Annotated in this window: 15 protein-coding genes; 5 read left to right on the top strand and 10 right to left on the bottom strand. The window is 71.1% G+C overall.

Annotated elements, in window-relative coordinates; genetic code table 11:
* Positions 1–49 precede the first annotated feature (49 nt).
* Complete coding sequence (locus AB0P17_RS18120; RefSeq protein WP_365812053.1) at positions 50–715, top strand: hypothetical protein; 666 nt, start codon at positions 50–52, stop codon at positions 713–715.
* 156 nt (positions 716–871) lie between these two features.
* Here AB0P17_RS18120 and AB0P17_RS18125 read toward each other — a convergent pair whose 3' ends face one another.
* Genes AB0P17_RS18125 through AB0P17_RS18135 form a run of 3 tightly spaced genes read right to left on the bottom strand, consistent with a single transcriptional unit; the run spans position 872 to position 3,960 of the window.
* On the bottom strand, positions 872–2,032 hold the full coding sequence (locus AB0P17_RS18125; RefSeq protein WP_365812054.1) for an Mrp/NBP35 family ATP-binding protein: 1,161 nt from the start codon (positions 2,030–2,032) through the stop codon (positions 872–874).
* A gap of 43 nt (positions 2,033–2,075) precedes the next feature.
* Positions 2,076–2,639: a DUF1003 domain-containing protein gene (locus AB0P17_RS18130; RefSeq protein ID WP_365812236.1), complete on the bottom strand. Its 564-nt coding sequence runs from the start codon at positions 2,637–2,639 to the stop codon at positions 2,076–2,078.
* Positions 2,640–2,685: 46 nt separating this feature from the next.
* The gene (locus AB0P17_RS18135) at positions 2,686–3,960 is read right to left on the bottom strand and encodes a CBS domain-containing protein (protein ID WP_365812055.1); all 1,275 of its coding nucleotides are present in this window, start codon (positions 3,958–3,960) and stop codon (positions 2,686–2,688) included.
* Positions 3,961–4,175: 215 nt separating this feature from the next.
* Between AB0P17_RS18135 and AB0P17_RS18140 the strand changes: the two genes are divergently transcribed.
* Positions 4,176–4,997 carry a hypothetical protein gene (locus tag AB0P17_RS18140; protein ID WP_365812057.1) on the top strand — a complete coding sequence of 274 codons (822 nt, stop codon included), beginning with the start codon at positions 4,176–4,178 and terminating at the stop codon, positions 4,995–4,997.
* Positions 4,998–5,049: 52 nt separating this feature from the next.
* Here the strand turns inward: AB0P17_RS18140 and AB0P17_RS18145 are convergent, their stop codons facing one another.
* From AB0P17_RS18145 to AB0P17_RS18165, 5 genes are all read right to left on the bottom strand, one after another.
* Positions 5,050–5,568 carry a hypothetical protein gene (locus AB0P17_RS18145; RefSeq protein WP_365812058.1) on the bottom strand — a complete coding sequence of 173 codons (519 nt, stop codon included), beginning with the start codon at positions 5,566–5,568 and terminating at the stop codon, positions 5,050–5,052.
* A gap of 38 nt (positions 5,569–5,606) precedes the next feature.
* The gene (locus tag AB0P17_RS18150; RefSeq protein WP_365812060.1) at positions 5,607–6,002 is read right to left on the bottom strand and encodes a hypothetical protein; all 396 of its coding nucleotides are present in this window, start codon (positions 6,000–6,002) and stop codon (positions 5,607–5,609) included.
* Positions 6,003–6,070: 68 nt separating this feature from the next.
* The gene (locus tag AB0P17_RS18155; RefSeq protein WP_365812062.1) at positions 6,071–6,610 is read right to left on the bottom strand and encodes a hypothetical protein; all 540 of its coding nucleotides are present in this window, start codon (positions 6,608–6,610) and stop codon (positions 6,071–6,073) included.
* 47 nt (positions 6,611–6,657) lie between these two features.
* The gene (locus AB0P17_RS18160; RefSeq protein ID WP_365812064.1) at positions 6,658–7,044 is read right to left on the bottom strand and encodes a hypothetical protein; all 387 of its coding nucleotides are present in this window, start codon (positions 7,042–7,044) and stop codon (positions 6,658–6,660) included.
* A gap of 143 nt (positions 7,045–7,187) precedes the next feature.
* Positions 7,188–13,625 (bottom strand): RHS repeat-associated core domain-containing protein, encoded by a 6,438-nt coding sequence (locus AB0P17_RS18165; protein ID WP_365812066.1) that lies wholly within the window; start codon positions 13,623–13,625, stop codon positions 7,188–7,190.
* 307 nt (positions 13,626–13,932) lie between these two features.
* Between AB0P17_RS18165 and AB0P17_RS18170 the strand changes: the two genes are divergently transcribed.
* On the top strand, positions 13,933–17,070 hold the full coding sequence (locus tag AB0P17_RS18170; protein WP_365812068.1) for a VCBS repeat-containing protein: 3,138 nt from the start codon (positions 13,933–13,935) through the stop codon (positions 17,068–17,070).
* Positions 17,071–17,162: 92 nt separating this feature from the next.
* Here the strand turns inward: AB0P17_RS18170 and AB0P17_RS18175 are convergent, their stop codons facing one another.
* Positions 17,163–18,287 carry a magnesium and cobalt transport protein CorA gene (locus AB0P17_RS18175; RefSeq protein WP_365812069.1) on the bottom strand — a complete coding sequence of 375 codons (1,125 nt, stop codon included), beginning with the start codon at positions 18,285–18,287 and terminating at the stop codon, positions 17,163–17,165.
* Positions 18,288–18,770: 483 nt separating this feature from the next.
* On the opposite strand from AB0P17_RS18175, the gene AB0P17_RS18180 reads away from it, so the two are divergent.
* Positions 18,771–19,412: a suppressor of fused domain protein gene (locus AB0P17_RS18180; protein ID WP_365812071.1), complete on the top strand. Its 642-nt coding sequence runs from the start codon at positions 18,771–18,773 to the stop codon at positions 19,410–19,412.
* Positions 19,413–19,456: 44 nt separating this feature from the next.
* Here AB0P17_RS18180 and AB0P17_RS18185 read toward each other — a convergent pair whose 3' ends face one another.
* Positions 19,457–20,728 (bottom strand): MFS transporter, encoded by a 1,272-nt coding sequence (locus tag AB0P17_RS18185; protein WP_365812073.1) that lies wholly within the window; start codon positions 20,726–20,728, stop codon positions 19,457–19,459.
* A gap of 170 nt (positions 20,729–20,898) precedes the next feature.
* On the opposite strand from AB0P17_RS18185, the gene AB0P17_RS18190 reads away from it, so the two are divergent.
* A complete protein-coding gene (locus AB0P17_RS18190) occupies positions 20,899–21,537 on the top strand; it encodes a DUF6758 family protein (protein WP_365812075.1) in 639 nt (212 codons plus the stop codon).
* Positions 21,538–21,676: the final 139 nt, after the last annotated feature.

Below are 21,676 nucleotides of genomic sequence, written 5' to 3' on the forward strand. Positions count from 1 at the left end.
GTCGGGGGCGGCTCGCGCCGGACGACCGAGATCGAGGAGGCGCGGGCAGATGGAGACCACGAGTCGGGCGGGTGCGTGGGACACGGCCGGACCAGCCCCGTCCGAGGGAGGGCAGACGGGTCTTCGTTCCCTCGCCGCCTATCTGCGGGCGCCTTTTCCCTGGTACGGGCTGGACGAGGCGTTCACGGGGCCCCGCTGGCTGCTGCAGGTCGGGGCGACCGCCGACGGCACCGTGCGGCACGGCGCCACGGGCCACGGGGAAGAGCCGTCGATAAGACCGGACGCGGCCGCCGCGCACCGGGAACGCTTCGCGGTGGTCGTCACGGTCGCCAACACCGCGCTGCGCCCTACCAGCGACGGTACGGGGCACCTGGACGCCACGACGGCCTCCTCGGCGGCCTGGCTGGCCGGGTCGGGGCTGCTGGCCACCACCTGGCCCGCGCAGCTCGACCACACGCTGCGCGCCGAATGGCTGGAACAGCAGACGGAGACCGCCTTCGAGCTGGCCGACGATCTGGCCGGGCCGGCCTGGTCGTCGCTCTCCCTGCCGGTCGACGGCGAGCCGACGCCCTTCCACTACCGCGAGTCCGAGTTCGGCTGGGTGCTGGCGGGATCGGCGCGCGACGAGGTGCACCTCGGCGCGTACGGGCGCGGGATGAGCGCGTACGGCCTCGGGTTCTCGGCGATCGGCGACATCAGGTCGTACGCGCCCTGACGCATGCGCCGTGACGGGGGCGACCGCTCGAACGGCCGCCCCCTTGCACCGGAGGGATCCCGTACGCCGGAGGGGTCCCCGTACGGGGAGCGATCCGGGAGCGCGGGAGGGATCCGGGAGCGATCCTGGAGCGCCCTCCACGGCGCCCTGGACGCCTCAGAACTTGTTGCGCGGTGTGATCCCCAACGACATGCCCGACAGGCCGCGCTGCCGCCCGCCCAGCTTGCCCGCGATGGCGCGCAGCGCCGCCGCCGCCGGGGAGTCCGGGTCGGAGAGGACGATCGGCTTGCCCTCGTCGCCGCCCTCGCGCAGCCGTACGTCGATCGGGATCCCGCCCAGCACCGGCACCTCGGCGCCGGTCGTCCGGGTCAGCCCCTCCGCGACGAGCCGGCCGCCGCCGGTGCCGAAGACGTCGATCATCTCGTCGCAGTGCGGGCACGGCAGCCCCGACATGTTCTCGACCACACCGACGATCTTCTGGTGGGTCTGCACGGCGATCGAGCCGGCCCGCTCCGCGACCTCGGCCGCGGCCTGCTGCGGGGTGGTGACCACCAGGATCTCGGCGTTCGGCACCAGCTGCGCCACCGAGATCGCGATGTCGCCGGTCCCCGGCGGCAGGTCGAGCAGCAGCACGTCCAGATCGCCCCAGTAGACGTCCGCCAGGAACTGCTGGAGGGCGCGGTGCAGCATCGGGCCGCGCCACACCACCGGTGTGTTCCCCGGCGTGAACATGCCGATCGAGATGACCTTCACGCCGTTCGCGGACGGCGGCATGATCATGTTCTCGACCTGGGTGGGCTTGCCGTCCGCACCGAGCATCCGGGGCACGCTGTGCCCGTAGATGTCCGCGTCCACCACGCCGACCTTCAGCCCGTCGGCCGCCATCGCCGCCGCCAGGTTGACCGTCACCGAGGACTTGCCGACGCCGCCCTTGCCGGAGGCGACCGCGTACACCCGGGTCAGTGATCCCGGCTTGGCGAAGGGCACCTCGCGCTCGGCGGTGCCGCCGCGCAGCGAGGCCGCCAGCTCGCGCCGCTGCTCGTCACCCATCACGTCCAGCGTGACCTCGACCCGCGTGACGCCCTCGACCCGGCTGACGGCGTCCGTCACGCTCCGGGTGATCGTGTCGCGCATCGGGCAGCCGGCCACCGTCAGGTAGACCGTCACGGCCACGGCACCGTCCGCGGCGATCTCCACCGATTTGACCATCCCCAGATCGGTGATGGGCCGGTGGATCTCGGGGTCGTTCACCGTCGCCAGCGCTTCGCGTACCGCTTCTTCCGCGGGGACGGCGGTTCCGTACGTGTCGGTAGCCATACCGAGATGGTACGGCGATCCGTACCGCCGCAGGAAAGGCCCGTCAGCGGTCGGTTTCCGGACGCCCGGCGGGCGGCGGTTCACCGGGCCCCGCAGGGGGGAGCGCGCGCCGCTCCGCCATCTCCCGCACCAGGTCCTGGAGCTCCGAGCGGATCCAGTCGCGGGTCGCGACCTCGCCCAGGCCGATCCGCAGCGCGGCGATCTCCCGCGTCAGGTACTCGGTGTCCGCGATCGACCGCTCGTTCTGCTTGCGCTCCTGCTCGTGGGTGACCCGGTCCCGGTCGTCCTGCCGGTTCTGCGCCAGCAGGATCAGCGGCGCCGCGTACGAGGCCTGGAGCGACAGCATCAGGGTCAGGAAGATGAACGGGTACGGGTCGAACCGCAGGTCGGCGGGGGCCCAGACGTTCCACACCAGCCACACGATGATGAACAGCGTCATCCAGACGATGAAGCGGCCCGTCCCCAGGAAGCGCGCCACCCGCTCCGAGAGCCGCCCGAACGCCTCCGGGTCGTACTCGGGCAGCAGCTTGCGCCGCTGCGGACGCGGCTGGTCCAGCCGGTTCCGCCCGCCGCGCAGCAGCGCCGTCGAACCGGCCCCGGAGCGCATCCGCTCCAGGGCGCGGGACCCGGCGCCCTCGTTGGTGTCCCGCCGCTCAGGCGCCACGCGCCGCCTCCCCGCCGTGGAAGCCGGTCTCGCGCCAGTCGTCCGGCAGGAGGTGGTCGAGGACGTCGTCGACCGTCACCGCGCCGAGGAGCGCCCCGCTGTCGTCCACGACCGGCGCGGAGACCATGTTGTACGCGGCGAGGTGGCTGGTGATCGCGGGCAGCGGGGTGTCCGGGGCGAGCGGCCGCAGATCGCTGTCCACGATCGAACTGACCAGCGTGTACGGCGGGTCCCGCAGCAGCCGCTGGAAGTGCACCGTGCCCAGGTACCGCCCCGTGGGGGTCTCGTCCGGCGGCCGGCACACGTAGACCTGCGCCGCGAGCGCGGGGGAGAGGTCCTGCTGCCGTACCCGGGCCAGCGCGTCCGCGACGGTCGCGTCCGGGCGCAGCACGATCGGATCGGTCGTCATCAGACCGCCCGCGGTGCGCTCCTCGTACGACATCAGGCGCCGCACGTCGGCCGCGTCGTCGGGGCGCATCAGCGTCAGCAGCCGCTCCTTGTCCGGCTCGGGCAGCTCGGAGAGGAGATCGGCCGCGTCGTCCGGGTCCATCGCCTCCAGGACGTCGGCGGCGCGCTCCTCCTTCAGCTTGCCGAGGATCTCCACCTGGTCGTCCTCGGGCAGCTCCTCCAGGACGTCCGCGAGCCGGTCGTCGTCGAGGGCCACCGCGACCTCCGCGCGCCGCTTGGGCGTGAGGTGGTGCAGCGCGTTGGCGAGGTCGACGGGGCGCAGCCGTTCGAAGGTGGCGACGAGGCTCTCCGCGCCCTGGCTCTCCTCCTCCAGCGAGAAACCGCTGACGGCCGACCACTCGACGGTCAGCGCCTCCCCGCGCCGCCGCAGCTTGCCGCCCTTGCGGCCGCGCCGTACGAAGACCTTGTCGATCTCCCAGTCGCGGCGGGCCGGGAGCTGCGACACGGAGACGTCGAGGACGGTGACCTCCTCGCCGTCCTCCACCAGCCGCACCCGGCGGTCGAGGAGTTCGCCGAGGACGAGGCGCTCGGTGGGGCGCTGTTCGAAGCGCCGTACGTTGAGCACCCCCGTGGTGATCACCTGGCCCGACTCGATCCCGGTGACCCGGGTCATGGGGAGGAAGATCCGGCGCCGGCTCAGGACCTCCACGACGAGGCCGAGCAGGCGCGGCGGCCGTCCGCCGACGCGCAGCATGGCGACGAGGTCGCGGACCCGGCCGACCTGGTCGCCGGTGGGGTCGAAGACCGGCACGCCGGCGAGGTGCGAGACGAAGATCCGGGGGGCGCCTGCCGCCATGCCGAGCGCCTCCTTGTCCTTGGCGTACGTGGCGTACTCGACGTACGTGATTTTTCCTTCTATCCAGCGTGATGACGGGTTCAGGCTAGCCCGTACCGCTGCGGCACGCGCTGACGGATCCGTCCGTCCGGACGTCCGTACCGCGTGCTGTTCGGGGGGCGGAGCGGGTGCCCCGGGGCCCGGGTACGCTGCGGTCTGCCACCCTCCGGCAGCGTATGAGAGGCAGTGCGTCTGTGATCGTTCCCCTGTCGTCCGACCGCCCCCGACGGGCAGCGCTTCCCCTGGCGCTCTGCCTGGGACTCACGGCGGTGCTCACGGCGTGTGGCGGCGAGACCGAGGATCCGGACAAGGGGACGAACGGGGTCGGGAAGCTCACCGCCGTCGAGATCGAGAGAAAGGCCAAGGCGGCGGCGGACGCGGCCGGCGCGGTGCACCTCTCCGGCGCGCTGGTGAGCGAGGGCGGGACGTACCGGCTCAACATGCGGCTGAAGGAGAACGGCGGCACCGGCTCCGTCACCTCGAAGAACAGCACCTTCCAGCTGCTGCGCATCGAGGACGAGCTGTACCTGAAGGCCGACGCCGGTTTCTGGAACCACGCGGAGGACTCCGGGGACTCCGGGGACGCCGGCGGCAAGGCGACCCCGGCGCCGGGCGGCAGCGCGGACGCGGCGGCCGCGGGCAAGCTCAAGGACAAGTACGTGAAGGTCCCGCAGGACGATCCGGCGTACAAGCAGCTCAGCGGATTCACGGACAAGAAGGTCCTGCTCGCCGGGATACTGACGCTCCACGGCACGCTGGACAAGGGCGACCGCGACCGCATCGGCGGGGTGCGGACCATCAAGATCAACGGCACCAAGGGCGCGGGCGGGACGCTGGACGTCTCGCTGGAGGGCACGCCGTACCCGCTGCAACTGCTGCGCGCGGGCGGCGCGGGGACGCTCTCACTGACGGAGTGGGGCAAGGACTTCGAGCTGGAGGCCCCGGCGAAGGGCCAGACGGTCGACTACGGCAGCAGGCTGCCGAAGACCGGCGACTGAGCCGACTGGAGCGACTGAGCCGACTGGGGCGGCTGACCGGGGACGCCGGGCCTCAGGCGCCGCCCGTCCGCTTCTTGCGCCGCAGCAGCAGGCGGCCGAGCGACGCGGGTACGGGCTCCCGGGTCGTCGCCGGGGTCTCCAGGGGTACGGCGGCGAGCGAGCCCTGCGGCAGCTCGGTGATCGTCTCCTGGGGCACCAGCCGCACCACCCGGCACTCGCGTGCCCAGCGTTCGGTCATCGTCTCGGCGTCCGGCGCGTTGAGCCGCTTGCCCTTCAGCTCGGCGACCGCGCTCTCCCACGCCTCCGAGTGCGGCGCCAGCTCGGCCACGACCGCCGTCCAGGCGACGAGCCGGCCGCCCTTGTCCTTGCTGCGTACGGTCACCTCGGCGGACGCGCCGTCGGCGAGCCCCGGCAGCGGCTGCTCCCCGGGGCCGTCCCCGACGATCAGCGCGGCGCCCTCGTGCCAGACGTGCCAGAGAGCCCGGTCGGGCCCCGAGCCCCGTACCCACACGAGGCCGGACTTCTTGGTGGCCTCCTCGACGAGCGCCCGCCCGAGCTGTGGTTCTGTCATGCGCGCAGCTTAGACCGACCGGCGTACGGCGCTGTGCGTCAGGAGACGTCGAAGAGCCGGCCGACGAGGAGGAACAGCGCCCCCATGGAACCGAACCACTGGAGGAAGAGCAGCGGGGGCATCTGGTTCTCCTTGCTCGCCCCGTCCTCGGCCTCCCGCCGCGCGACCTTCCGTACCTTCTCGCGCTGTCCGAGGGGACCGGCCGCGAAGGAGAGCGCCATGACGGCGTAGTAGAGCAGGATCTGCCGCGGCGACCAGCCCGCCTTCGCCCCGCCGAAGGCGCCGAGGCCGAGGAGGAGGACCGCGGCGGCCGCGCAGACCTTGATCTTCTGCTCCCGTGTCGACATGAGCGGGACCCAGACCCGGATCATCGCCGCGGCGGCGAGCGCGGCGACGGCGAGCAGGACGGGCAGGGGTAGCGCGGAGAGAGACATGCGGCCTTTCCGGGTGAGCCGGCGGGAAGCGCGGTGGCGGCCGCCCGTACCCGGGCGATACGGGTTTCTCACATCGGGACGATGCCCGACAGGGTGAGGACCAGGCATCCGGGAAGCTGGGCCAGAAGCAGGTCGGCGGGGGTGAACCCCCATCGTTCGACGGTCACTTCCATGTCCCGGAGGGACGCGGCGGACGCTTTCCGGCTCGCGGCCCTGATCTCCGCGGCTGCCGTGACCGTGCGGCTTCTGCCGCGGCGGGCCAGAGCCTCCTCCATCAGGGAGCCGCTGAAGGCGACGGCGGTGTGCAGCTGTTCACCCCGGGAGACGACGGTGAGTCCGCCGTCGGTCCCGACCATCCGGTACGCGCCCCAGGGGATCCAGGTGCGGCGCACGACATCGACGATGCGCACCCCGCCGCCGTGGATCTCCACGCGCGCGCCGGCGAGGCGGAGCATCAGCCAGGCGATGGCCAGCGCCACCGAGGACACCAGGAGCGTGTCACCCGGCGGGTCGGAGGAGCCCGCGGCCGACCAGACCGTCACTGTCAGGGCGAACATTCCGCAGCAGAGCAGCGACATGAAGACGAAGGTGCCCGTTCTCCGCAGCACGCGCGGCTTCGCGGCGTCCTCTCGCCGAGGTCCCTTCCGGGGCGGGATCATCCCCCGGTGGCGATGAAGGAGAAGGCGATCCAGATGAGGACCGCGCAGATGAAGACCCAGATCGCCCAGGCAGGCGGCTCGGCCTCTTTCCAGTCGACCTTCTCCCCGGCCGCCTGACGCCGGTAGAGCTCTTTTCTCTTTCCGCTGGGGAAAGCCATCAGGACGGCCATCATCGCCAGGGCTCCGCCCAGACTGAAGAGCAGCACGTCGACCGATTCGCCCTTGGCGAGTCCGAGCGCTATTCCACCGCCCAGCGGGATGAGCATCCACAGGAGTACCGACCGTTGACCCCAGGTGGCGGTCAGCATGCAGTAGACCAGCGCGAAAACGCCCATGCCGAGGATGAAGACGAGGAAGATGATGTCGCGCGAGATGTCGAGCATGAGTATTCCCTTGAGGACGGATTTTCCCTTGAGGAGGGCGGCATGGAGAAAGCGGCACCGGCACCGCTGCCGCGCGGAGGGAATGGACGGTGGTACCGCCCGGCCGGGGAGGAGCGTCGGCTCCTCCCCGGCCGGGCGTCGGGTCAGCGTGCCATAACCTTCTGGGCGTCGTCATGGATGCCGATCAGGCCCCCGGTGTTGGCGGCGGCCGTGTGCAGTCCGATCGACGCCACGCCCACCCCCTTCTCGAGTTTGCCGCCCGACTGCATCAACTTGCCGCCCACGCCCGCGAGTCCGTCCGTGAGCGCGACCCGGGAGCCTCGTGCGACGGCGCCGGACCCCCGGATGAGCTTGGCCGCGGAACCGGCCCCGCCCAGCATGACGGCTGCTGCCGTACCGGCGAGTTGGCTGACGGCGGCGGATTTGTCACCGTCGGCCGCGTAGGCCCCGGCCGAGGCGAGACCGGTGACGGCGGAGACCGCGCCGAGGGCGCCCGCCGCCGGTTGCAGGAAGGGCACCATGGCCGCGACTCCGGCCAATGTCCCCGTGACGGTACTGACATGGCCCAGTACCTTGGCCACTCTGTGGAGCGTGACCTGCTTGGAAGCGGCCTTCACCCCCGCGGCCGTCGCTTTTGCCGCCTTCTTGGTGACGGAAGCGACCTTGTTGCTCGCTCTCTTGACCGCGGATTTGGTCGCCCGATAGGTCTTCTTCGCCGCGCGGTAGGTTTTCTTTGCGTACTTCTTGACCGTCGCGGTGGCACGTTTCACATATTTCTTCGTGACCCGGGCGACCTTTTTGACCGCTTTCTTCACGGCCCTGGTGGCCTTCTTCACCACCTTCTTGACCTTCTTGACCACCTTTTTGACGGCCTTCTTGACCTTCTTGGCGGCCTTCTTCACAGCCTTCTTGACGGTCTTGGTGACCTTCTTGGCCGCCTTCTTGACGGCCTTCTTGATCTTGCCCCAGAAGAGTCCGTCGGGGTCCGAGAAACTGACCGGGTTGTTGTTGGCGTAGGCGTACGCGTTCATGCGCTGCGATTCGCCGAGATCGCTCATCGGGTCGACGCTCAGGAACCGGCCGAGCCGTGGATCGTAGGAGCGGGCCCCTAGTTGGGTCAGCCCCGTACTGTCCGTCGTCCCGCCGACGAAGCCCTGGTCACCGCCCGGCCAGAGCGCCGGAGACGCGCCGGGCGACCCCCGCTCCTCGCCGAACGGGGCGAGTGCGCGGTGCCGTACGTCCTGCGTGGTCGCGTCGATCGCCGTCGACGCCGTGCCGTGATGGTCCTCGAAGAGGAACTGGATCGCGCTGTCGGTCCGCGCGGCCACCGTCTCGCCGTCGAAGTCGTAGTAGCGCGTTCCCGCCTTCTTGCCGTCGGCGCGCAGCAGCAGTTCGTTGCCGCCCGGCAGATAGAGCGTCGTCCCGGTGAGGTCCTTCCTCAGCAGCCGGCCGCCGTCGGCGTCGTAGGTGTACTCGACGGTGACCCGGCCCGGCTCCTCGACCTTCGCGAGCTGGTTCTCCGCGTCCCAGACCAGTGTCTGGTCCCGGCCGTCCGTCTTCCGCGAGGTCGTGTTGCCCGCGGCGTCGTAGCCGAAGGTGTCCGTGCCCGTCGTGGCGCCGTTGCGCTCGGTGCTCACCGAGGTCACCGCGGCCGGCTTGGCCCCGTCCGGCTTCCCGTACTCGTACGTACGGACCGAGTCCAGCGCGCTGTCGCCCGCCGCGCCGTCGGTGCCCACATCGTGCCGGACCTCCTTGGTCCGGTTGCCCAGCGCGTCATAGCTGTACGTCAGCCAGTACGGCTTGGGCCCGCCGACGTTCGACGGCGTCGGCTGCGCGTCGCAGGAGTCCTCCGCCGTCCACGCCTGGGTGAGCCGCTGGAGCGCGTCGCTGGTGAAGCACTGCGTATCCGTCTGCTTCGTCGCGTCCTGGCCGGTCACCGTGGTGATCCGGGTGACGTTGCCCGCCAGGTCGTAGGCGTACGAGGTGTCGTCCACCCGGGTCGGCGCCGCGGTGCGGTCCGTGGTGGTCCGCAGCAGCTCCCCGGTGTGCTCGTCGTACACGGTGGACCGGTAGAGGCGCCGCGCCGCGTCGTTGTACTCGGTCCGCACCGGCCGCCCGAAGGCGTCGTACGTGGACGAGTTGACCAGCGTCCTGCCGCCGGCCGTCAGACCCTGCGCCTGGTCGTCGGCGCCGTACCGGGTGACCACCCGCTCGGCCGGAAGATCGCCGAGCGCGGGCTGGTTGAGGGCGGTCGGCAGACCGGTCAGCTCGTCGTACGCGTATCCCACGGAGTAGGTGCCGGCGAGAGCGCCCTCCGATTCGGGGATGGTCACCTCGACCTTGGTGGGCAGGTAGTCGTCCGTGTATCCGGTGATCTTCTGCACGTAGGCGTTGCCGTCCACGTACCGCCGCGACTCGGCGATCTCACCCTTGGCGACCGTGTCGTACTTCCACTCGGAGAGGACCTTCTCGCCCTGGTTCAGCGAGGTCCTGCGGCCCAGCTCGTCATAGGCGACCGACAGCTTCACGCCACGGCCGTCCGTCGTGGAGACGGGCCGGTCGAGCGAGTCGTACGAGGTGAGCAGCGCCCCGCTGTCCGGGTCGTCCGCGCGGATCTCCCGTCCCCGCCCGTCGTAGCCGAACTTCCGTACGTTGCCCGCCGGGTCGGTGACCGTCTCCAGCAGGCCACGCGTGTCGTAGGTGTACTTGAGGGACTGCGAGGCGGTCCTGGCCTCGTCGGTGTACTCCAGCACCTCCACGGCCCGGTCCTGCGCGTCCGTGACCGTGGTGCTCGCCATGCCGCCCTTCGGCGGGATCAGCGTGGTGTGGTTGCCGTCGTAGACCGTCTTCGTCCGGCGGGTCTCCGTGCCGTACTTCATCGCGATGGTCTCGGTGGGCCGGCCGGCGCCGTCGAAGACCGTACGGACGACCGCCGGTGCCTTGGTGTCGTCACCGGCGGCGAGCCGCGCCTCGGGGGAGCCGGTGGTGTAGTAGTCGTCGAACGACTTCCACTCCTGTCCACGCGAGTCGTACAGCGTTTCGGTCAGTACGCGGCCCGTGCCGGTGAGCGAGGGGGCCTGGGTCTGACGCTCGCGCAGCAGACCGTCGTAGATCTCGTAGCTCGTCTCCGTCGAACCGTCCCCGCGCAGCTCACGCGTGGTGACGACGGGGGTCTCGGTCCGGGAGATGCGGTACGCGTACGAGGCGTTGGGGTGGTCGGGGAACTTGGCCTTGGTACGACCGGGCTCCCAGACGCCGGTCAGCCGGCCCAGCGCGTCGTACCCCAGCTCGGTGCGCTTGTCGTTGGCGTCGACCTCGGCGACGGGCACCCCGCGCCGCGGATCGATCTCCGTGGTCAGCGTGTGGCCGAGCGGGTTGGTGGTGATCATGCTCGTCGGCATGCCGGTGGCCGGCACGTACTCCGAGCGCATGGCACGGTTCTGCGAGTCCGTCACCTTGACCGGGCGGCCGTAGCCGTCGTACGAGGTCTGCGCGGCGGTGAAGAACCCGGTCCCCTCCGCGTTGTTCTCGTCCTCACGCGTCGTGTTGCCACGCGTGGGCGCCGCGCCCAGAGTGGTGGAGTCGTCGTAGAAGCTGCGGTTCTCCGAGATCAGCTCGCCCGGCGCGGCGCAGGTGCCCGCCGTGGTCTTCTCGGTCGCCTCCAGCTCCAGAATGTTGGCCGCCGTGTTCCGGGCGTAGGTGGTGGTGTCACAGGTCTCGTCGCCGGTCTTCGACGTGTCGCCGTGGTCGGTCTCGGTGACGGTCATGCCGTACGCGTCGAAGGTCCGCTCGGTCTTCGTGCGCTGCCAGCCGCCGCCCTTGGCGGGGGAGCGGGTGGTCTCCTCCTGGACGTCGGTGATCCCCGACGTCAGGGCGGGCAGCCCGGTCCTGGCGCGGGTGGCCGTGGGGCCCTTGTGCCAGGGGGTGGAGGTCTCCTCGGAGATCACCTCGGTGCCGTTGTAGACGATCTCGGCGCGTTCCATGGCCTGGAAGGCGGGGTGGTCGGCGACCTCCTTGCCCTCGAAGTCGGCGACCTTGGCCCCGTCGACGCCCCGGAAGTAGCGCGTCCGGCTGTCCAGCTTCGGGCCGTCCACGCCGTTGCCGTTCTGGGTGCGGACCTCTCCGTAGCCGCGGTAGTCGCTGTACGTGCGGTGCTCGGCCTTGGTGAACTCGTCCTCGCTCTTCGCCCAGGCCGCGCCGCCCACGTACGTGTAGTCGGTCTGCTCGGTGGGCGAGCCGCCGACCAGGTCGTTCTCCAGGACACGGGTGACGACGTACTTGTGGAACCAGTCCTTCACCGGCTTGTAGTCGGCGGCGGGGGAGTCCGCGGACGACCAGTAGACCGGGTAGCAGCGCCGGGTGTTGGACGTCTCCGCGGGCAGATCGCCCGGCTTGCAGTCGGTCTCCGAGTAGGTGATGCCGATCGAGCCGCCGGTCTCCGTGTCGATCTGGTCGACGCGGTAGCGGACCAGCGCGGGGATGCCGTCGCCGGTGGTGTCCACGCGGTTGGGGAGCTGCCGGCCCTTGAAGGTGACCTCGGGCAGGCTGAGCGGCTCCGCACCGGTGTGACCGGTCCGGGTGATGCCCGCCAGCCAGAGGGAGGCCGGTGAGCCGTCACCCGGGTCGGGCAGCTCCTGGCGCAGCGTCCAGGAGTCGACCGGCTGGTAGGAGGAGCCGGACAGCGCCGAGGTGGTGATCTTCGTCAGCCGCTTGCTGGTCCAGAAGGTCGGCGCGATCCGGTTCTTGCAGTCCTCGCCGGCCTTGCAGTCCTGGTCGACCGGGACGTCGGGCCAGCGCTTGGCGTTGGCCGTGGTCATCTTGGCCGGGGCGCAGTCGAAGGAGGCGTCGGGCAGGCAGCGCTCGGCGACCGTGAAGTCGACCTTGGCGGTGGCCGCGTTGGTCCCGTACAGGTTGTCGGAGCGCAGTCCGTACTCGATACGGGAGAGGTAGCCGCCCCGGGTGTACTCGGTCGGCGTGCCGAGACCGGTGGTCGCGGAGACGTTGCGGCCGTACCGGTTCTTCTCGGGGGTGTAGTAGTACGTGGTGGCGTTGTCGTTGGTGTCCACCACGTAGTCGAGGTTCCACCGCCATGCCTGCTGGCAGTACGCGTCGGCGAAGGCGGCCTTGTAGCAGGGCTCGCCGCTCTGGTTGCCGTACACGGGCACGGTCCAGGCCGAGTTGGTCTCGGTCTTCCCGGACGACCAGCCGGGCAGCCGGTTGTAGCCGAAGTAGTACTGCGTGCCGTCGGTGGTGGTGATCCGCCAGTGCTCGCCGTCGTTGTCGCCGTTACCGCGCGGGGAGGGGGCGTCGGCGTCGGTCAGCCGCTCGACCTTGGTGCCGTCGTCGTCCTTGAGCTTCCACTCACCGCGGGTGTCGTCCCGGACCAGTTCGTGGGACTGGCCGTCCAGCGACATGGTGGCGTTCCAGGTGCCCCAGCACAGATCGCCGTTCTTGGCCTTGTTCGTGCCGCCCGTCATGTCGTCGTTGCACGACACGTAGCGGCGTTCGATGTAGTTCTCGGTGATGGACCAGCCGTCACCGACCTCGTTGGACTGGTTGTTGGTGGCCGCGGTGCGGCCGTCCAGCGACTGGGAGGAGTAGTTCAGGGCCAGTTCGGGGTCCATGCCGCCGGGGGACTCCGGCGTCTGGATCTCGTACCCCCAGCCGAAGCCGCCGGAGGAGTCGCCGGCCGTCCAGTTGCCGGAGGGGGAGAGCGGGGTCGCCTTGTAGTCGCCGCCCGAGCCGGAGGGGCCCGCGGTGGCCGCGAGCAGGGTGACGCCGGAGGCGGCGGTCAGTCCGGTGGCGGAGCGGGCGCTCTTGGGCGCGGCCGTGACGGGGGCTCCGGCGGGCGCGCCGTCGGCGGTGTCCGCCGGCTCCGCCGCGTCGACCGGGACGTCCGCGGTCAGGGTCCGGTTGCCCGCGTCGTTGTCGGTGTCGAGCGCGACGGGCGCGCCGCAGTCCTTCGCCCCGGGCGTCTCCAGCGCGCAGGCGGGCAGCTGGACGAGGGAGAGACGGGAGGCCCAGCCGGCGCCGAAGGCGCCCGCGAACCGGGAGTAGTCGAGGGAGAGCCGGACCTTCGCGTCGCTGCCGCCGTCGGCCGCGCGCACGGCGAGCACGACGCCCTCGACGCCGAGCTTCTCGGTGGTCTTCCGGTCGAGTATCTGGACCTGCGCGGAGCCGGGCGCCTTGCCGCGCGCGCCGGCCGCGGGCTTCCCGGCGGCCGCTCCGAGCCGTACGGGCAGCGTGCCCGCGCGCTCCGCCGTGCCGCGGGCGGCGGGGAGTTCGACCTCCGCCGAGCCGGGTGCGGGCCAGCTGACGCCGGGCACGGACCGCAGTGCGTCCTGAGCGGCGTCGTCCTTGCCGCCGGGCCGCTTCCGGTCGACCGGTGAGACCGGTACGGGCTTGGTCTCGTCCAGCTTCGGCAGGGTCAGCGAGCTGATCGCGAAGGCGGTCTCGGCGCTCAGAAAACCCCCGAGGAGCAGGGACGCGGTGATGACCGAGGTGGTTTTCGTCCATCTTCTTCGACGTGTTGGTCTCGATCTGCGCCGGCTGTGCACGGCACGGCTCGAAGGGTCGTTCATGGAATCCCCCTAGTGGTGATGTTGATAACCGCGTGTGGAGGATACGTGCCTAAGAGCTACGTAAAGCATGGTGAAAGGGGTCATATCTGTTCGCTTCCGATGTGATGTGCACAAGCGGAATGTCAGAATTGCCGAAACATGCCGGATTAATTCAGTGTTGGTGTGCGCTTTACTCTCCTTTCGTCGGTCATCACCGCTCATTCACAAAAGACTGTTGGGCCCCTCGGTCACCGTTCCGCGCGACGCGCGCGCCCTTGGCGTGCGCGGACACCGGGCCGGGCCGCCGGGGCTTCGGGGAGGAAACGTCTTGTCACTTCAACCACGGCTGCGCAGACGCCGGGCGCGGCTGCGCCCCCTGATCGCCGCCGCCGTCGCCACCGGCCTGGCCGGCGCCGTCATACCGCTCTCCGCCGTACCGGCCGCCGCCGACGGCGCCACGACGGCCGCCGACGCCGCCGCCGAGCGGACCACCCCCGCCGAACGCGCCCTCAAGAAGGCCGCCGAGACCGGAGAACGGGCCGAAGTGGTCGCGGAGCGCGGTGAGTTCTCCACGACCTACGCCAACCCCTCGGGCACCTTCACCCAGGAGACGCACATCGTCCCGATCCGGGTCCGGCAGAACGGCCGTCTGGTGGACGCCGATCCGACCCTGGCGCGCGCCGCCGACGGTGCCGTACGGCCCCGCGCCACCTCGGTCGGCCTGGAGTTCTCCGGCGGCGGCGACTCGGTGATGGCCACCATCGAGCAGCACGGCCGCACCATGTCACTGGACTGGCAGGGCAAGCTCCCCGAGCCCGAACTCGACGGCGACACCGCGACGTACCCCGAGGTGTTTCCCGGGGTCGATCTGAAGCTGCGCGCCGGGGTCACCGGCTTCCAGCAGCTCCTCGTCGTCAAGTCCCGCGCGGCCGCCGCCGATCCCCGGCTGCAGCGGCTCACCTTCCCGATGGAGACGGACGGCGTACGGGCCCGTACCGACGCGGCCGGCAACCTCACCGCCGTCGACCCGGCCGGACAGAACGTGTTCGCCGCGCCCACCCCCGTCATGTGGGACAGCTCGGGCGTCGCCGCCGGTGAGGAGCCCAAGGGCGCCGCCTCGCTCGGCGCCGCGCTCGCCACCGCCACCGCTTCTGCCGCCGGCTCGGCCGACAAGCGGACCGCCCCGCAGGCCCCGGCCGTCGAGGACGAGGGCTTCGCCCCGGCGGCCGGCGCCAAGGAGAGCGCCGTCCCCGCCGTCGTCGAGGGCGGCGCCCTCAAGCTCACCCCCGACCAGGGGCTGCTCACCGCGCCCGACACGGTCTTCCCGGTCCACATCGACCCGTACGTCTCCGGCGGGCGCAACAACTGGACGTCGGTCGCCAAGAGTTACCCGACGACCAGCTACTGGAACAAGTCGGACAACGTCGCCCGCGCGGGCTACGAGTCCGACACCGGCGGCACCTGGTTCTCGTACTTCACGATGGACACCAGGAACCTCTCCGGCAAGACCATCGTGAACTCCACGTTCCGGATCAAGAACACCGTCTCCTGGTCCTGCACCAAGAAGCCGGTGCACCTGTACGCCTCGAACCCCATCAGCTCCGCCACCACCTGGGCCAAGCAGCCCACCCTCGGCGCGCTGCTCACCACGGTGACCGACGCGAAGGGCTGGGGCACCGGCTGCCCGGCGGGCAACCTGGAGTTCGGCGTCAAGGGCAACGCCGTGAAGGCGGCCGCCTCCAACTGGCCGACGATGACGCTCAGCCTCCAGGCCAGCACGACGGACACCTACGGCTGGAAGAAGTTCGACGCGTCCACCGCCGTCCTGACCACCGAGTACAACACCCCGCCGGCGGTGCCGTCCGCGCTCGACACCGTGCCCAGCACGAAGAACGCGGCGGGCTGCGGCAACACCGCGCCGTACGGCCTGATCGGCGACACCGACGTCCAGCTCACGGCGAAGGGCACCGACCCGGACGGCGGCACGGTCCAGCTGAAGTTCCACCTCTGGGCGACCGGCCACCACCCCGGCGACGACCCCAACGGCGTCCTGATCGTCAATCAGACGGTCTCCGTCACCTCGGGCGCCGTCGCCCGCGTCACCGTCCCGAAGGCCACCCTGAAGGCGCATGTCGGCACGGCCAACGGGAACTTCTCCTGGAAGGTCCAGGCCAGTGACGGCTCCCTGACCAGCGACTGGAACCCGACGGCCGGCGCCCCCGGCTGCCGCTTCGTCTACCTGCCGGACCGGCCCAGCACCCCGCCGAGCGTGACCTCCCAGCAGTTCCCGGACGGCACCGCCGGCTGGCCCGTCGACACCGGCGCGGTCCGCACCCCGGGCACCTTCACCGTCGGCCCCGGCGCCGCCACCGACATCGCCTCGTACGAGTTCTGGTCCACGATCGACCCGGCGGTCACCACCCGTGCGCCCGGCGCCCTCGGCGGCAGCGTCACCATCGAGCTGACCCCCACCAAGGCGGGCGCGCACCAGCTCTACGTGCGCAGCCTCGACCGGGCGGGCAACCGCTCCGACACTCGCGCCTACCTCTTCTACGCCAACGGCGCCAAGGTCGCAGACAAGGCGGGCGACCTCAACGGCGACGGCCACCCCGACCTGTGGGCGGTCGACGCCGCCGGCACCCTCCAGCGCTACTTCGGCGACGGCACCGGCAAGGCCGTCAAGGCCGACCGCGCCGCCTCCACCGCCGGCCGCTACACGGACACGAAGACGACGCGCCGCGGCGACTGGACCGACGACGGCTACGAGGACCTGATCACCCTGTCCGGCGACCCGGCCGTGGGCCGCGACCGCCTCTGGGTCCACCCCAACGACGGCTCCGCCGCCGTCGACGAGTCCGACAAGCGCGAACTGCGCGTCTGGGAGCCGGAGAACGACCACTGGCAGGGCGCCGACCAGATCCTCGCCATCGGTGACGTCGACGGACCGCTCGACCTCGACGGCGACGGCGTCATCGGCCCCGACGACCGCCCCGGCTACCCGGACCTGCTGGTCAAGCAGGGCGACCAGCTCTGGCTCTACTTCGGCTCACCCTCCGGCTACCTCGACGACTACGTCTACTACCTGGACGACTTCATCGACCAGCCGCCGGTGCTGATCGGCGACGGAAGCTGGTCCAACTACGACCTCGCCGCCCCCGGCGACACGGCCGGCGACGGCCGTGTGGACCTCGTCGCCCGCAAGAAGGACACCGGCGAGCTGTTCCTGTACGCCGGCAAGGGCCCGAACGGCGAGGGCCTCGGCTCCGGCCAGGACCGCACCGCCATCGGCACCGGCTGGACCCCCGCCAACCGGCCGCTGCTCACCGCCGTACCGAATGTCCTCGGCGACGGCAAGCCCGCGATCTGGTCCACCAACGCCGCGGGTGACCTGCTGTTCTACCCGGACATCAAGGGCAGCGGGACCGGCGTCGGCTCGGGCATGGCGGGCTTCCGCGCGCTGAACTGACGGCTCGACCGGCGCCTGCGGCCCGGCTGTCCGTACGGGCCGGACCCGACCACCGTCGGGTCCGGCCCGGTCCCTTCCGCGCCACCGCCCGGTTACAGCCAGCCGTTGCGCTTGAGCGTGCGGTGGATCACCACACACGTCGTGATGATGACCCCGAGCACCAGCGGATAGCCGTACCGCCACTGGAGCTCCGGCATGTGCTCGAAGTTCATCCCGTACACCCCGCAGACCGCCGTCGGCACGGCGATGATGGCCGCCCACGAGGTGATCTTGCGCATGTCCTCGTTCTGCGCGACGCTCGCCTGCGCCAGATTGGCCTGGAGGATCGAGTTCAGCAGCTCGTCGAAGCCGATGACGTCTTCGTGCACCTGGGCGAGATGGTCCGCGACATCGCGGAAGTACTTCTGGATGTCGGGGTCGATCAGCCGCATCGGCCGCTCGCTCAGCAGCTGCATCGGCCGCAGCAGCGGGGAGACCGCGCGCTTGAACTCCAGCACCTCGCGCTTGAGCTGGTAGATCCGCCCGGCGTCCGAGCCCCGCGGGCCGCCCTTGGCCGGAGCCGAGAAGACATCGATCTCGACCTCGTCGATGTCGTCCTGCACGGCCGCCGCCACGGCGATGTACCCGTCCACGACATGGTCGGCGATGGAGTGCAGCACCGCCGAGGGCCCCTTGGCCAGCAGCTCGCTGTCGGATTCGAGACGGTGGCGCAGACTGCGCAGCGAGCCCTTGCCGCCGTGCCGGACCGTGATCACGAAGTTCCGGCCGGTGAAGCACATCACCTCACCGGTCTCCACCACCTCGCTGGTCGCGGTCAGTTCGGCGTGGTCCACGTAGTGGATGGTCTTGAAGACGGTGAACAGGGTGTCGTCGTACCGCTCCAGCTTCGGCCGCTGGTGCGCGTGGACGGCGTCCTCCACCGCCAGCGGGTGCAGCCCGAACTCGGCGGCGATGCCGGCGAACTCCGCCTCCGTCGGCTCGTGCAGCCCGATCCAGGCGAAGCCGCCGCCCTCGCGGACCCGCAGCATCGCCTCACGCGGGGTCAGGCAGGGGTCCTCACGGACGCGCTCGCCGTCGCGGTAGACCGCGCAGTCGACGACCGCGGTCGAGGCGGACGGGTCACGGGTGGCGTCGTAGCCGTCGTACGTGCCGTAGGCGGCGTTGTTCTTGCGCAGGGCGGGACGGACCGCCGCGCGCAGGTCACGGATCATCGACATGGCGGGAACTCCTCTACGGAGAGGCCGTCGGCGAGAGCGTGGCACAGCCCGGAATGGGGACGTGTCGCGAGACGTCCGCAAAGCGGGCGGCACCGCGGGGGTTCGCGGTGACGGCGTTCGCTAATGACAGGAAAAAAACACCGGCGATCGAGAAGTGCTCTTCCGTCGTGCGATCTGCCATGGCCGTGCCCGGTACGGGCGGCAGCCCGGCCCGGAGGTGTCAGCTCACGAAGAGGTGCCGACTACCGGGACGGACGCGATACGGCCGATACGGCTGGGGCGGAAGAGCGGCTGGTACTGGCCGGGTGACTTCGGTCCACCGCAGCCCCACCTCCTCCGGTCTGTCCCCCGTGGGGGATGACGTGTCGTCGGGACTGGAGAGCGACGCTTCGGCGCGCTGTCCCGACCGGCGGCCTAGCCTATCAGCAGCCCCAGGACCAAACGGTTCTCTTGCCCAATCCTTACGCGTTCTATGCTCGCCGTATGGAAGAAATTCTCGCCCTGGTCGAGGCACGGCTCCGTACGGCCCTCGGGGAACCGGACGCGCGCGCCGCCGTGACCTTCCTGGGCACGGACCGTATCGAGGTCCTGCGCTTCCTGGACGGCTCCGACGTCGTGCGGTACGCCACGCTCGGGATGTCCGCGCAGCCGATGGCCGACCCGTCCGCACTCCTCGCCGACCCGGCCGGCCCCTCACCCGACCACCACCCCTCACTGAGCCGCTTCGCGGCGCCCCAACCGTTCGGCCCCCGCGCCGAACTGGTCCTCTCCGTACGCGCCGGGCTCGCCGACACCGACGGCGTGCTGCGCACGCTCGCGGTGCTGGCCGCGTCGCCGCAGGTCGAGGGCGTGGTGGTGGCGCCCGGCGGCTCGCTCGACGTCGGCGGGCCGCTCTGGCCGGGGGCGCCGTTCCACTCCGTCCTGGTCGGGGAGCCCGGCGGCCTCGTACCGGACCTGGAACTGGCGGCGCCGATGGAGCCCGTACGGTTCCTGCCGCTGCTGCCGATGACGCCCAACGAGGCGGCGTGGAAGCGGGTCAGGGGCGCCGCGGAGCTGGAGGAGCGCTGGCTGGCGCGCGGCACGGACCTGCGCGACCCGCTGCGCCGCTCGGTCGCGCTGGACTGAGGTTGGTTCGCGCTGACCGAGGATCGGTTCGCGCTGACCGAGGCTCAGTTGGCGAAGACCCCGACGCCGTCCTCCGTGGCGTGCGCGGGCCGCAGCTCCTCGGCGCGGTGGGTGAGCGCCCCGCGCCGCGCGCCCACGACGACGGCGCCGGCGACCGCCGCTCCCGCCGCCACCAGGAACGGGACATGGACGTCGCTCCACTCCTCGATCTTCGGCGCGAGGAAGGGCGCCGCCGCGGCGGCGAACCAGCGGACGAAGTTGTACCCCGCGCTCGCCACCGGCCGCGGCGCGTCCGAGACGCCCAGCGCCAGTTCGGTGAAGACGGTGTTGTTCAGGCCGATGAAGGCGCCGGAGACGACCGTGCCGGCCACGGCCGCGGTGTGGTTCCCGTACCCGAGCACCACCAGGTCCCCGGCGAGCAGCACGAGCGAGCCGCCCAGCGTCCGCAGCGAGCCGAAGCGCGCCTGGAGCCGGGGTGCCACCAGCACGGAGAAGACCGCGAGGAGCAGGCCCCAGGCGAAGAAGACGGCGCCCGACCGGTACGGCGACATGTCGAGGACGAACGGCGTGAACGCCAGGACCGTGAAGAAGGCGTAGTTGTAGAAGAACGCGGCGGCGGCGGCCGACGCGAGCCCGCCGTGGCCGAGCGCCCGGATCGGGTCGAGGAGCGCGGTCCTGCGCGCGGGCCTGGGCTGCTCCTTGAGGAACGCCGTGATGCAGACGAAGCCGACGGCCATCAGCGCGGCGGTGCCGAAGAAGGGGTAGCGCCAGCTGGCGTCGCCGAGGAGCGCGCCCAGCAGCGGTCCGCAGGCCATACCGAGGCCGAGCGCCGACTCGTAGAGCAGGATGGCCGCCGCCGAGCCGCCGGCCGCCGCCCCGACGATGACGGCGAGCGCGGTCGAGACGAAGAGCGCGTTGCCGAGGCCCCAGCCGGCCCGGAAGCCGACCAGTTCCGCTACGGAGGACGACGTACCGGCGAGTCCGGCGAAGACGACGACCAGGGCCAGGCCGGCGAGCAGGGTCCCGCGTCCGCCGATCCGGCTGGACACCCAGCCGGTGAGCAGCATCGCCACGGCGGTGATCAGGAAGTAGGAGGTGAAGAGGAGGGACACCTGGCTCGGGGTGGCCTCCAGCCCCTTGGCGATGGACGGCAGGATCGGGTCGACGAGTCCGATGCCCATGAAGGCCACGACGGACGCCCCGGCCGTGGCCCAGACGGCCCTGGGCTGGCGCAGCAGGCCGGGCCGCCCCTCGTCGAAGGGGTCTTCCGGGGCTGCTTCTTCCGGTTCCCCCGGTCCTCCCGGTTCTGCGCGCATGAGGGTTCTCCTCGCTCTCCGAAGCTCTCCGAGCTGATGATTGGTGTGTACATATATTAAGTTAGCCCGGCTAATAAATGCAACATACACCTACCTCGCTCCGTGACGCCCCGGGCCGGACGGGTGATCGTCCTTGACGTGGCGGCGGTCGCGGAGGACCGTGGGGCGCTATGAGGGGCGAACCCAGTTGCCCGAAGTGCGGTGGCCGGGTCAGGGCGCCCGGTCTCTTCGCCGACTCCTGGCAGTGCGATGTGCACGGCACGGTGCATCCGCTCCAGCCCGTGATACCGCCCAGTGTCGAGGCCCTTGACGTCGTGGTGCACCGCGCGCGGGTCCCGGTCTGGATGCCCTGGCCGCTGCCCATCGGCTGGCTCTTCACCGGCGTGGCGTACGCCGGTGACGACCGCAGCGGCGGCCGGGCCACCGCCGTCGCCTGCTCCGGCCCCGGTCCGCTCGGCGGCAGCGGTGAGCTGCTGCTGATCGCCGAGGAGCTGGGCGTCGGACTCGGGGCGCGCTACGCGGGGATCGAGGGGCCCGACCCGGGGCCCGGTATCGGAGTCGGCAAGCCACCGCAGACCAAACTCCTGGCCGCGGGCCGGCCCACACCGCTCTGGCATGTCCCACAGGCGCCGCAGGACCGTGCCGTCTTCGTGGGCGAGGCGCTCGGGCTCTGGCTGTGGGCGATCGTCTGGCCGGAGCAGTCGGGACTGCTGCTCTACGACGAACTGGTCCTGACCGACCTGCGGGAAGAGGGTACGGAGGTGGAGCTGCTGCCCTGCGGGGCGCTCTCCCCGCGACTGCTGAACTGACCGTGAAACCGGCCGTGACTACGACCGTACGGGGACGGCGCCCGCGGCGGGACGGCGCTCAGAAGTGCGAGGGGGCGTGCAGGGGGCGTACGGGGCTGGGTGAAGGCTGCCGTTATCCTTGAGCGTCCCCCAGGGCCCG

Origin of the sequence: Streptomyces sp. NPDC088124, assembly GCF_040685895.1 — a bacterium.
In the GTDB taxonomy this organism is placed as follows: Bacteria; Actinomycetota; Actinomycetes; order Streptomycetales; family Streptomycetaceae; genus Streptomyces.